We start from the raw sequence: 12,647 nt of genomic DNA, 5'->3' as shown, positions 1-12,647 counted from the left end.
CCCCCGAACGTTTTTCCGGCCGAGCCTCATGCGGGTTTGGTCGAACCGGTGCGACCCCCGCGCACCGGCGTTTTCTCCCCCCGACGGATGTGCGCCGCAGATGTGGCGTTTTTTCGCGTGCCACCTTTGGGCGGCACGTCCATGAACAAAGGAAGGAGCAAGCATGTTGCTGGACAACCCCACTTTCGTGACATTCTCCGTGTACATCGTCGCCATGCTGGCCATCGGCTGGCTTGGCTACCGCGCCACGCGCAATCTGTCCGACTACATTCTGGGCGGGCGGCGGCTGGGCAGTTTCGTGACCGCCCTGTCGGCCGGTTCGTCCGACATGAGCGGCTGGTTGCTGCTCGGCTTGCCGGGTGCGATTTTCATCGGCGGCCTGTCCGGTATCTGGATAGCGATCGGCCTCGCCGTCGGCGCGTGGCTCAACTGGCGGTTCGTGGCGGCGCGGCTGCGCGTCTACACGGAAGCGTGCGGCAACGCCCTCACGCTGCCCGAATTCCTGACGCGGCGGTTCGAGGACCGCAATAACGTGCTGCGTATCGTGACAGCGCTCGTCATCCTCGTTTTCTTCACCATCTACTGCGCATCGGGTGTGGTGGCCGGTGCCCGGTTGTTCGAAAGCATGTTCGACATGCCGTACCGTACTGCCCTCTGGATCGGCGCACTGGCGACGATCGCCTACGTCTTCATCGGCGGCTTCCTCGCGGTAAGCTGGACGGACACGGTCCAGGCTTCGCTGATGTTCGCTGCATTGCTGGTCACACCACTGACCGTCCTGTCAGTCGATGGCGGGCTCGGCGCGGCAACGGCGGCCGTTGAGGCCGTAAAGCCTGCACACACCGCGCTCTTCGGCGAGTTGAGTGCGATGGGCGTGATCTCCATGTTGGCGTGGGGATTCGGCTACTTTGGCCAGCCGCACATTCTCGTGCGCTTTATGGCAGCAAAATCGGTGGCAGCGATCCCGCGGGCGCGGCAGATCTGCATGACCTGGATGCTGCTGTGCCTGTCGGGCGCCGTGGCGGTGGGCTTTTTTGGTCTGGCGTACTTCAGCGGCCGGCCGGCGCAGGGCGAAAGCGTGTTTGCCAATCCTGAAACGGTGTTTATCGCGCTGGCCACCCAACTGTTTGCGCCGTGGATCGCCGGCATCCTGCTCGCCGCGATTCTGGCGGCGGTGATGAGCACGCTGTCGTGCCAACTGCTGGTATGCGCAAGCGCATTGACGGAGGACATCTTCAAGACCTTTGTGAAGCGCGACGCCACGCAGGGACAACTGGTTTGGATCGGCCGCGCGATGGTGCTTGCGGTCGCGGCCATCGCGATCGTGCTGGCGTTTGACCCGAACAGCCGGGTACTGGGCATGGTCAGCTACGCCTGGGCCGGCTTTGGCGCGGCTTTCGGCCCGCTCATCCTGTTGTCGCTGACTTGGCGTGGCGTAACGCGCAACGGCGCGCTGGCGGGCATCGTTGTCGGCGCCGTGACGGTCCTCGTCTGGAAACAATACGGCTGGTTCGACCTCTATGAAATTTTGCCTGGCTTTGCCCTGGGGACGCTGGCGGTGGTAGCTGGCAGCCGCGTCGGGCCTGCCCCGTCGCCGACGATGCTGCAAGTCTTCAATAGCGTGAACGCCACGGTTCAAGAAACCGAAGCGACCCCGACCCTGGCACCGGTTGGCCGTCTCTGAACGGCTTGCATCGGCGTCGGGACACGGGTTGCGCACAGGGTTGCATGAAGGGTTGCACAATGTGCGGACGTAGCGGAGCAGCCCGGGACAGGCCCGGGTTGCACCCGCTATCCCGATTTGCCCCTCTTGACCGGAGCGAAAGCTGCGCCAATACTGCCGCGTCAGGCGAATTCCGCCGATGTGCCGGCGCCGGCCCGGGCAATCCGCCGGGTCACGCGCCGAACCGACCGGCTGCGCGCGGCGATCCCGCTAGCGGCACACCACACGACACCACACGTAAGGAGATGTTCATGCATTCGAAGCTTAAGCTGAGCGCATTCGCGATGGCCGGACTGATGGCGCTTGGCGCCACAGCGGCGCAGGCCCAACAGGCGCAGGAAGTAAAGCTCGGGTTCGCCGCGCCGCTGACCGGCGCACAGGCCCACTACGGCAAAGACATGCAGAACGGCATCCAACTCGCGATCGACGAGTTCAACGCCACCAAGCCGATGATCGAAGGCAAGCCGGTGAAGTTCGTGCTGATGGCCGAAGACGACCAGGCCGACCCGCGCCAGGGTACGACGGTGGCGCAGAAACTGGTGGATTCAGGCGTCAAGGGCATGCTGGGTCACTTCAACTCCGGCACGACAATCCCGGCCTCGCGCATTTACGCGCAGGCGGGCATTCCGGAAATCGCGATGGCGACCGCCCCGGAATACACGAAGCAAGGCTTCAAGACGACGTTCCGCATGATGACGTCGGACACGCAGCAAGGTTCGGTGGTCGGCAGCTTCGCGGTCAAGAAGCTCGGCTACAAGAACATTGCGATCGTGGACGACCGCACGGCCTACGGCCAGGGTCTGGCCGAGGAGTTCGAGAAAGCGGCGAAGGCGGCCGGTGCGAAGATCGTTCGCCATGAATTCGCGAGCGACAAGGCTGTCGATTTCCGCGCCATCCTGACGAACCTGAAACGCGCCAACCCGGATGCCGTGTTCTACGGCGGCGCCGACGCGCAGGCAGGCCCGATGGTCAAGCAGATGCGCGAACTGGGCATGAAGAGCACGCTGATCGCCGGCGAAATGGTGAAGTCGGACGCGTTCCTCAAGATCGCGGGCGATGCGGCCGACGGTTCGGTGGTATCGCTGGCCGGCCTGCCGCTGGACAAGATGCCGGGCGGCAAGGGTTACGAGCAGCGTTATGCGAAGCGCTTCAGCACGCCGATGGAAACCTATTCGCCGTACGCCTACGACGGCGCCATGGCGATGATGGCCGCCATGAAGAAGGCCAACTCGACGGACCCGGCCAAGTACCTGCCGATGCTCGCCAAGACGAGCATGCCCGGCGTGACGACGCGTGAACTCGCGTACGACAACGTTGGCGATCTGAAGAACGGCAGCATTACCGTCTACAAGGTCGTGAACGGCAAGTTCGAAGTCCTGGAGTCGGTCGGCGGCAAGTAAGCCATCCGGTCCGTGCGGAAATGAAAAAGCCGGCAGTTCAAAATTGAACTGCCAGCTTTTCTTTCGGCATCATCCGCCGTAATGCATCACCGAACGCGGCTCACCAGACGCCTTTCGGCAATTTGTCCTTCAACTCGGGAATCGATTCCCGCGAGAACACCGGCGCCAAGACACCCGCGGCCCGTTGCGCCCGGTAGTCCCGCCAGGCGGCCACCGCGAATCTGGACAACATCACGATCGCCACCAGATTGATCATGGCCATCAGTGCCGTGCCAAGGTCGGCGAAACTCCAGACCAGCGGCAAGCTCGCGACTGCCCCCAACATGACGGAAACCAGTACCAACGCCCGAAACGCGGTGCCCGCCCACGGACGTTTGGTCAGGTAGTCGAGATTGACTTCCGCATAGGCGTAGTTGCCGAGCACGCTGGAGTAGGCCAGCACGAACACCGCCACCCCCATGAATACAACGCTCCATTCACCCACGTGCGCCGCCATCGCGCGCTGTGTGAGCACCGACCCCTGAATCGCTCCGCCGATCTGATATTCGCCCGACAGCAGAATCAGCGCCGCCGTGGCAGAACACACGACCAGCGTGTCGAAGAACACGCCGAGCATCTGCAGCAGCCCCTGCTGCACCGGGTGCTTTGTTGTCGCCACCGCCGCCGCGTTCGGTGCACTGCCCATGCCGGCCTCGTTCGAGAACAGTCCACGCCGCACGCCCATCATCACCGCCTGGCTCACGGCAAATCCGGCGACCCCGCCCACCGCCTGCTCGAGACCGAACGCGTGCCGCAAAATCAGCATGAGCATCGCCGGCACTTCGGCGATGTTGATCGCGACGACGTATAGCGACAGGCCGATGTACAACACCGACATGACGGGCACGAGCCACTGCGCCACGCGCGCCACCCGGCGCACACCGCCGAAAATGATCGGTGCGGTCAACAACACCAGCCAGATGCCGACCCAGACCTTCGACCAGCCAAACGAGACCTCCAACGCTTCCGCAATCGAATGCGACTGGACCGAGTTGAGCGCGACGCCGAACGTAAACAGCAGCGCAATCGCGAAAATTACGCCGAAGCGACGGGACCCAAGGCCGATTTCGATGTAATACGCCGGGCCGCCGCGAAAGGTCTTGTCGCCATGCGGCACCTTGAAGATCTGCGCCAGCGTGGATTCCACGAAAGCCGACGCCATGCCCACGAGCGCCGTCATCCACATCCAGAAGATCGCGCCCGGGCCGCCGGCCGTGAGCGCCACGGCGACGCCCGCGATATTGCCGGTGCCCACGCGGCTCGCCAAGCCCGTCGCAAACGCCTGAAACGGCGAGATGCCGGTCGTGCCGCCAGCGGCTTTCAACAAGCCGATGCTATGCAGCAACGCGCGGAGCTGCACGCCGCCAAAAATGACCGTCAACCAGACGCCGACCCCCAGCAAAATCACCGTCAACACGTAACCCGACAACACGCCGCCGAGGGCATCGACCAACCCGGCTATCCATTGCTCCATCCGTCGTCTCCTTGTTGTTCAAGTTCCCGTTCATCGGGACCCGAACCAAGGAGCTTCGCGCAAAGCCGTGCGTTTGCATACGCCCGCGCCGATTTTCAAGATATTTCCCAATAAGACGTCGACCAAAAGAGAACATGACGGCGTCAAAACGAAAGCCTTCACGCGCCGAAACGCGTACGGCTAACCGGTTACGCGCGTCGCAATGCGCTCAAGGTCAACGCCGGCGTCAGCGCTTCTGGGGTGACACGCAGTTCGAGTACCGCCGGCAAACCCGATGCCTGCGCGCGTTGTAACGCGGGCAGGAACGCCTCGGTGGTCTCGACCACCTCGCCAAATGCGCCGAAGCTGCGGGCATAGGCGGCAAAGTCCGGGTTGGTGAGCCCGGTGCCATGCACACGCGCCGGGTAGTGCTTCTCCTGATGCATGCGGATCGTGCCGAACTGGCCGTTGTTGATGACCAGCACGATGATCGCGAGATCATGCTGCATGGCCGTGGCGAGTTCGTTACCGCTCATCAGGAAGCAGCCGTCGCCCGCCAGCGCCACGACCGTGCGTTTTCGGTCCGCCGCTTTTGCAGCAAGCGCCGCCGGCACACCGTATCCCATGGCCCCCGAGGTCGGGGCCAACTGCGATTTGAAATGCCGGTACTGGAAGTATCGATGCAGCCAGATCGCATAATTGCCCGCGCCGTTGGTGAGAATCGCATCGGGCCGCAAATGCGCCTGCATCTGCTTCATCACCTCGCCCAGTTGCAACGGCCCGGGCATTGCGCCCGGCGTGTTCCATTCGACGTACGCCGCGTGTGCAAGCGCGGTGTCCTCCGCCCAGACCGGACGCGCTGCAGGCTCCGCAAGTGTCGCCAGCGCCCCGGCGATCTCCGGCATCCCGGCGTTGATCGGCAGATCGGCGGCGTACACCCGGCCGAGTTCCTCCGCACCGCTGTGCACGTGGACCAGCGTCTGACGCGGTCTCGGAATGTCGAACAAGGTGTATTGGCTCGTCGTGGCTTCGCCCAGGCGCGGGCCGATGGCCAGCACGAGATCGGCCGCCTCGATACGCCTGGCCAGCGCCGGATTGATGCCCAGGCCCACATCACCCGCGTATTGCGGGTGCGTGTTGTCGAACAAGTCCTGGTAACGGAACGCGCACGCTACCGGGAGCGCCCATCGCTCGGCGAAAGTGCGGAAGTCGGCGCACGCCTGCGGCGTCCAGCCGCTGCCGCCCAGGATTGCCACAGGCCGCTTTGCGGTGTCGAGCAGTGCTGCCAGCTCGGCCATCTGCGCGGGGGACGCAGACGCCGCGACCCGGCGATGATGCGGCGGCGGCGGCATGGCCGCGCAAGCCTCGCTCAGCACATCTTCCGGCAACGCCAGCACGACCGGGCCGGGCCGCCCTGCGCTCGCGATATGGAAGGCATGCGACACGTATTCGCCCATGCGGCGCGGATCGTCGATCTGCGCCACCCACTTCGCCATCTGGCCGAACATGCGGCGGTAGTCGATTTCCTGAAACGCCTCGCGATCGAGCATGCCGCGCCCGACTTGCCCGATCAGCAGGACCATCGGCGTCGAATCCTGAAAGGCCGTGTGCACGCCGATCGAGGCGTGCGTGGCGCCCGGTCCGCGCGTGACGATCGCCACCCCCGGCCGCCCGGTCAATTTGCCGGTGGCCTCCGCCATGTTCGCCGCCGCAGCCTCGTGGCGGCAGGTGATCAGCTCGATGCGCTCACGCACGTCGTAAAGGGCATCCAACACAGCGAGGTAGCTCTCGCCGGGAACGCAAAACATGCGGTCAACGCCCTGCGCCAGCAAGGCATCGACCAGCAAACGCGCCCCGGTGCTTTCCGGCAATGCGGCCGCCGCGGCCGGATGAACTGCAGTGTCATGCGAACCCGACATCGTCATTTCCTCTCTCCCGCATCCGGCCGGCATTGGCCAACGCCCACCTTATGCCGCAGCGTGTCTCGCCGCGGCCTGCGCCAAACGCCCCACGCCTGTCTCAATCTCGACCGGTGTGGACATCGTAAAACAGAGGCGCAAGGCGGCGCGATCGGACTGCTCCGAAAAGAACGGCGCGCCGGGCACATACATCACTTTTTCTTCAATGGCCGTATTCAGCAGCGCCGTTGCGTCCGTTCCGTCACGCCAACGCCCCCACACGAACATGCCGCCCTGCGGCTCAGTGAAGTCGAAGCGTCCGCCCAGCCGAGCGCGCAATGCCGTGCACAATGTGGTCGCGCGTGCACGGTACGCGTCGGCAATGCGGACGATCTGCGCATCGAGCCGGCCCTGGCGGAGGTAGCTGGCGGCCACCGCCTGCAACCACGGCGGCGTGCAGAGATCGACGGTCTGCTTCGCGATCACACAACGGCGCAGCAGCGGCGCCGCGCCATGCATCCAGCCCAGCCGCAGCCCCGGCGCGAGCACCTTCGACAGGCTGCCCAGATAGACGACCCAAGGCTCGGCGCCCGGCACGCCCTTTGCGAGTGCCGCCAACGTCGGCACCGGCTCACCCGAGAAGCGCAGTTCGCCGTAAGGGTCGTCCTCGACCAGCAGCACACCGTACTCGGCGACAATCTCGAGCAGCCGGCGGCGGCGCGCCAGCGTCAGCGTCGCCCCCGAGGGATTCGCAAACGTCGGCACGGTGTAGATCAGCTTCGGACGACGCTCGGCCGGTTGCGCCGCAAGCAGGGAAGCCAACGCCTCGACATCGAGGCCGTCGCCGTCCATGCCGACCGACAACACGTTCGCCTGCGCCAGGCGCAGCGCCTGCAATGCGGCCGAGTACGTCGGACGCTCCACGACCACCGTGTCGCCCGGCGCCACCAGCACGCGCACCAGCAGATCGAACGCCTGCTGCGATCCGGTGGTCACGAGCACCTGCGCCGGATCGGCCTGCGCACCGTGCGCGCGCATGCGCGCGGCCAATGCCTCGCGCAGCGCCGGCAGCCCTTCCGTGGGACCGTATTGCAGGCATTCGCCGGCGGCGCCCTGCCAGGCCTCGGCCGCCGCGGCGGCGAGGCCGTCGCGGTCAAACAAGTCGGGTGACGGGTAGCCGCCCGCGAACGAGATCATGCCCGGCGTGGCAAGGTGCTTGAACAGCTCGCGAATCGCCGAGCCTTGCGGCGCGGCGAACGGGGCCGTGAACGGAAAATCGGCAACGGCTTGCATCATCGATCAACGCTCGACCGTACGGTTCCAGCGGGCGTCCCATTGCGGGCGGTTCGCGTTGATCGCGTCCCAATCGACGACGTTGATCTTCTTGAGCAGCTCATCGACGTTGCCGACCTTCGCCTGCATTTCCGCCGGCAGCTTGACCGTGCGGTTCGTCGGCACCTGCTTGCCGAATTCGGCCGCCTTCACTTGCGCTTCAGGCGTGAGCAGGAACTGCGCGAGCTTCTGCGCGGCTTGCGGGTTGTCGTTGTTCGCGACCACGCACATGCCGACCATCAGCAGCACCGGACCTTCCTTCGGATTGGCATACTCGACCGGAATGCCCTTCTCCTTCAGGTTCGCCACGCCCGTCTGCGTCAGCGGGAATACGGCCGCTTCATTCGTTTGCACCATTTCCGAAATCTTGGCCGAGTTCGGGATGTACTCGAGCACATTCTTGCCCACCGTGCTCTGCCACTTGGTGAAGCCGGGCTCCACGTTCTTCTCGGTGCCGCCGAGCAGCTTGTTGATCATCAGGAAGCCATGCAGGCCGAACGTGCTCGACGAAGCCGACTGGAACACGACCTTTCCCTTGTACTTCGGATCGGACAGGTCCATCCACGAGGTCGGCGGCGCCCAGCCCTTCTCGTCGAACATCTTCTTGTTGTAAGCGAGCCCCGTCCACGCCAGCTCGACGCCGGCGGCCATATCGTCCTTGATGTGCGCGACCGGGTACAGTTGCTTGAGCGCCGGCGAGTCTTCCAGCTTCTGGCACAGGCCCATGCCGACCGCGCGCACCATCACGCCGTCGTCCAGGAACACCACGTGCATCTGGGGCTTGCCCTTGGTCGCCTGCAGCTTGGCGAAAATGTCCGACGACGTCCCCGGCACCACCACCACCTTCACGCCCGTGGCCTTTTCGAAATCCGGCAGGATTTTCGACGTGTAGACCTTCTCCATCGCGCCGCCGTTCATGCCGATATAGATCGTCTTTGCGTCGGCGTGGGCCTGACCGGCCATGAGACCGGCCGCCGCAAGCGCGGCGCAGGCGGTGATTTGCTTCAATTTCATGATGTGGCTCCTGTAGCGTTGTCTTGAGAAGCGCGGTGCGCCGCGTCGAAGCGATCGAGAGAAAAGGCCCCGATCGGTGTTGCCGTGGCGCCGTCAAGCACGAGGTCGGCAAGGACTTCGCCGACACCGGGCGCCAGTTGAAAGCCGCCGCCGGAAAACCCGAAGGCGTGCAAAAGGTTCGCGGTGGTGCGCGAGGGCGCGATCACCGGGTTATCGTCCGGCGTTTCGCCCTCCACGCCGCTCCAGCTGCGGATCACGAGCGCATCGCGCAACGCGGGAAGCAGGCGGATCGCTTCGGTCATCACCGCGCGTGTCGTGGCGGACAGGGGGCGGGCGTGTTCGCCGTCGCCGACACCGCGGCCGCCGCCGATCACGACGTTGCCGCGCGCCACTTGCCGCGCGTAGATGCCGCCGCCGTAGACGCCGAGGTTATGTTCGATGAAGAACGGCAACGGCTCCGTCACCCACAGATTCGGGTAGATGGACTTCATGGGAATCGCGTCGCCATAGCGGCCCGCCAGTTGATTGCCCCACGCGCCCGCCGTGTTGATGAGCCATGCGGACGTGACTTCGACGGGGCCGTTCGGACCGTGGGCGACCGTCAGGAAGCGCCGCCCGTCGTGCGATGTCTCGCACACCGGCGTGAGATCGCGCACGTCCGCGCCGGCAGCACGCGCGGCACGCGCAAAGGCGGGGGAGACCAGCCGCGGGTTCGCATGGCCGTCGCCGGGGCACATCGAACCACCGAGTGCGCGCACGCCGAGCCACGGGTAACGTTTGCGGAACGACGGCCCTTCAAGCACGCGCAGATCGAGTCCGTAGGGATTGGCCTGTTCCGCATAGGCATGCAGCGCGGCGAGGTCGGCCTCACTGCGCGCCAGACGCAAATGCCCGGAAATCAGCAATTCGCCGTCGGTGCCGATCGTCTCGGGCAAGCGTTTCCACGTTTCGTACGCGCGTTGCGACAGCGGCAGTTGCGAGACGGGGCGGCCCTGCCGGCGCACGCCGCCGTAATTGACGCCGCTGGCCTGGGCGCCACAATAGCCCTTTTCCAGCAAGACGACCCGCTGTCCGCGCTTGGCGAGCGCGCGCGCCGTGGCTGCACCCATGAAGCCGCCGCCGACAATACAGACGTCCGCCTCGACGCGCTCGATATTCGTGGCGTGGATGACGTTATTCATCGCGCGCCTCCTCGGAGATCGCCGCCGGATAATCCGCAGCAATCGATAACGGCACCGGCTTGATCGGCGCCTGGCCGCGCAGACGGCCGATCGCCGCAATGGGTTGCGACGTTTCCGCCGCCAGCAACTCGGCCAGCGCCAGTCCGCACATGCGGCCCTGGCAACGGCCCATGCCGACGCGCGTGAGCGCCTTCACGCGATTGATCTCTGTCGCCGCGCCGCAGCGCACGATCTCGCGCACCGTCCCGACCGTAATTTCCTCGCAGCGGCACAGCACCATGTCATCCGGCCAGCGCGACGGGGCGTCCTCCGGCATGGCGAACGCCGCCTCGAGACCGCCGCGAAAGCGAGCGATGCCGTCCAGCTTGCTTTGCAGCTGACGTACCTGACGCCGCGCATCCGGCACTTTGCCAATCTGGCCCAGGTCATCGATCAGCGCGAGGGCGGCGCGGCGGCCCGCCAGTTCGGCGGCGTCGGCGCCGGCAATGCCTGCGCCGTCACCCGCGAGATAGATGCCGCCCACGGACGCGCGGCCCATGGCGTCACGCTCGGGCAGCCATTGGCGATTCAGCGTGTCGAACACGAACTTGCACCCCGCCAGATCGGCGATTTGCGTTTCCGAACGCAGTCCGAAGCCCGTGGCCACCGCGTCGCATGCGATCGAGCGCGCCCGGCCGTTTTCGGACCAGCGCATGGCCGTAACGCATTCATCGCCATCCGCGCCAAGCAGCGTCACGCCGCGATGAACCGGCACACCATGGGTGCGCAGCCACGCCGTGTAATAGAGCCCCTTGGCGAACACAGCCGGTTGCGACATCAGCCGCGGCGACGCCTGCATCTGCCGCACGAACGGGGTGGTATCGAGCACGGCCGTGACCCTGGCGCCGGCCTTCGCGTACTGATATGCGACGAGATACAGCAACGGCCCGGTCCCGGCCAGCACCACGCGGCGGCCGACGGCGCAACCCTGCGCCTTGAGCGCGATCTGCGCGGCGCCAAGGGTGTAGACGCCCGGTAGCGTCCATCCCGGGAAGGGGAGGATGCGGTCGGTCGCGCCGGTCGCCAGGATCAGGTGCGAGAACGGCACCGATTCCACGCGGCCCCTGCGCAGGGTTTCCAGTTGGCGGCCGACGCAATCCCACACCAGCGTGTCCGGCCAATAATCGACGTGCGGCAGCAATGCCGCCATCGTCGTATGGATGCTGTCGGCGCGGCTCGCCTCGAAACCATAAAGCGTTCGCTTCGAGCGCACGAAATTGACCGGCGGCTGGCGATAAATCTGCCCGCCCCAGCGCGCGCCCTCGTCGAGCACGATCGGGCGGCGGCCGGCGGCCGCCAGCGTCTCGGCGGCGCGTACGCCGGCGGGTCCGGCGCCAACGATGACGATGCGGGCGGCGTCGCTCATCGTGCGCCCTCCGCACGCGGCGCGGTGCGAATACGCATGCCGTCCGAGGCCGGCGTCGAGCATGCGCGCAAGGCTTGTCCATCGACCGTGCGGACCCAGCAGTCCTGGCATGCGCCCATCAGACAGAAGCCCGCGCGCGGTGCGCCCGTGAACTCCGTGCGGCGCACGCTTTTGCGATGCAGCAAAATCGCCGTGAGCAGCGTGTCGCCGGTCATGGCTTCGACGATCACGCCGTCGATTTCAAGCCGGATCGGCGTGCGGCCGGTTTCCGTCAGACGCAGCCATTGTCCGGCGCCTGACGACAAATTCGTCGCAGACGCCGGGTTCGTTTTGTCATCGAACATGATCGAGAGGTCGTGGGAGCGTGGTGGACGTTGCAGTGCGCTTCGGGGCGGCTCAATGGTTGCCGATCAGGATCTTGTCGAGGCCATAGATCCGGTCGAGCAGGAACATGGCGCCGGCGGTGATCAGGATCACGACGGCCGAGATCGACGCCATCATCGGATCGATCGACTCGGTCGCATACATGTACATGCGCACGGGCAGCGTCACGGTCTGCGGCGAGGTCACGAAAACGGACATCGTCAGTTCGTCGAAGCTGTTGATGAACGCGAGCAGCCAGCCGCCCGTGATGCCCGGCAGGATCATCGGCAGGGTCACGCGGCGAAACACCGTGAAGCGCGACGCCCCCAGGCCGTAGGCGGCCTGCTCGGCGCTGCGGTCCATGCCTGCGACGGCGGCCAGCACCAGACGCATCACATACGGTGTAATGACGATCACGTGCGCGACGATGAGCCAGGTGAACGAACCCGTCACGCCGAGCAAGGCGAAAAAACGCAGGAACGCGATGCCGAGCACGAGGTTCGGAATCAGCAGCGGCGAGAGGAACAGCGCGTTGAGGAAATCGCGCCCCGGGAAGCGCTCGCGGCCGATCGCCAGACCGGCGGGCAATGCCACGGCCAGCGACAGCGTGGCCGACGCGAAGGCCAGCTTCAGGCTGTTGCCGAACGCCGTGATGAAGTCCGGGTAGTCGAGGATCGCCCGGAACCAGCGCAGCGACAGGCCGTTCACCGGCAGCGTGAGGGTGTCGTCGGGCGTGAACGCCACCGCCATCACAATGGCGAGCGGGGCCAGCATGAAGAGGATGACGAGGCTGTGGAACGTCAGGGAAATGGCGCCGTTGCGTTGCATGACGGTCGTCT

General features: G+C 65.5%; 10 protein-coding genes. 2 read left to right on the top strand and 8 right to left on the bottom strand.

What is annotated here, in order from left to right; genetic code table 11:
- Window positions 1-163: 163 nt before the first annotated feature.
- A complete protein-coding gene (putP, locus tag PTE30175_RS22105; RefSeq protein ID WP_150699224.1) occupies window positions 164-1,684 on the top strand; it encodes a sodium/proline symporter PutP in 1,521 nt (506 codons plus the stop codon).
- 290 nt (window positions 1,685-1,974) lie between these two features.
- On the top strand, window positions 1,975-3,123 hold the full coding sequence (locus PTE30175_RS22100; protein WP_150699223.1) for a branched-chain amino acid ABC transporter substrate-binding protein: 1,149 nt from the start codon (window positions 1,975-1,977) through the stop codon (window positions 3,121-3,123).
- Window positions 3,124-3,223: 100 nt separating this feature from the next.
- Here the strand turns inward: PTE30175_RS22100 and PTE30175_RS22095 are convergent, their stop codons facing one another.
- The 8 genes from PTE30175_RS22095 to PTE30175_RS22060 all read right to left on the bottom strand — a co-directional run bounded on the left by PTE30175_RS22095 (window position 3,224) and on the right by PTE30175_RS22060 (window position 12,636).
- A complete protein-coding gene (locus PTE30175_RS22095) occupies window positions 3,224-4,636 on the bottom strand; it encodes an alanine/glycine:cation symporter family protein (protein WP_150699222.1) in 1,413 nt (470 codons plus the stop codon).
- A 188-nt stretch (window positions 4,637-4,824) separates the two neighbouring features.
- Window positions 4,825-6,534 carry a thiamine pyrophosphate-binding protein gene (locus PTE30175_RS22090; RefSeq protein ID WP_150699221.1) on the bottom strand — a complete coding sequence of 570 codons (1,710 nt, stop codon included), beginning with the start codon at window positions 6,532-6,534 and terminating at the stop codon, window positions 4,825-4,827.
- A 48-nt stretch (window positions 6,535-6,582) separates the two neighbouring features.
- Entirely contained in the window at window positions 6,583-7,809 is a 1,227-nt protein-coding gene (locus PTE30175_RS22085; protein WP_224788921.1) for an aminotransferase-like domain-containing protein, read from the bottom strand.
- Window positions 7,810-7,812: 3 nt separating this feature from the next.
- Window positions 7,813-8,859 carry an ABC transporter substrate-binding protein gene (locus tag PTE30175_RS22080; RefSeq protein ID WP_150699220.1) on the bottom strand — a complete coding sequence of 349 codons (1,047 nt, stop codon included), beginning with the start codon at window positions 8,857-8,859 and terminating at the stop codon, window positions 7,813-7,815.
- Complete coding sequence (locus PTE30175_RS22075; protein ID WP_150699219.1) at window positions 8,856-10,040, bottom strand: NAD(P)/FAD-dependent oxidoreductase; 1,185 nt, start codon at window positions 10,038-10,040, stop codon at window positions 8,856-8,858. Before PTE30175_RS22075 ends, PTE30175_RS22080 begins: the two co-directional genes overlap by 4 nt.
- The gene (locus PTE30175_RS22070) at window positions 10,033-11,445 is read right to left on the bottom strand and encodes an FAD/NAD(P)-dependent oxidoreductase (RefSeq protein WP_150699218.1); all 1,413 of its coding nucleotides are present in this window, start codon (window positions 11,443-11,445) and stop codon (window positions 10,033-10,035) included. Before PTE30175_RS22070 ends, PTE30175_RS22075 begins: the two co-directional genes overlap by 8 nt.
- Entirely contained in the window at window positions 11,442-11,789 is a 348-nt protein-coding gene (locus PTE30175_RS22065; RefSeq protein ID WP_150699217.1) for a (2Fe-2S)-binding protein, read from the bottom strand. Before PTE30175_RS22065 ends, PTE30175_RS22070 begins: the two co-directional genes overlap by 4 nt.
- Window positions 11,790-11,841: 52 nt before the next feature.
- Window positions 11,842-12,636 (bottom strand): ABC transporter permease, encoded by a 795-nt coding sequence (locus PTE30175_RS22060; protein WP_150699216.1) that lies wholly within the window; start codon window positions 12,634-12,636, stop codon window positions 11,842-11,844.
- Window positions 12,637-12,647: the final 11 nt, after the last annotated feature.

Source organism: Pandoraea terrae, from assembly GCF_902459695.1.
GTDB lineage: Bacteria > Pseudomonadota > Gammaproteobacteria > Burkholderiales > Burkholderiaceae > Pandoraea > Pandoraea terrae.
The sequence above is the reverse complement of the archived record's forward strand: the minus strand, read 5'-3'. Positions and strand labels throughout refer to the sequence as shown.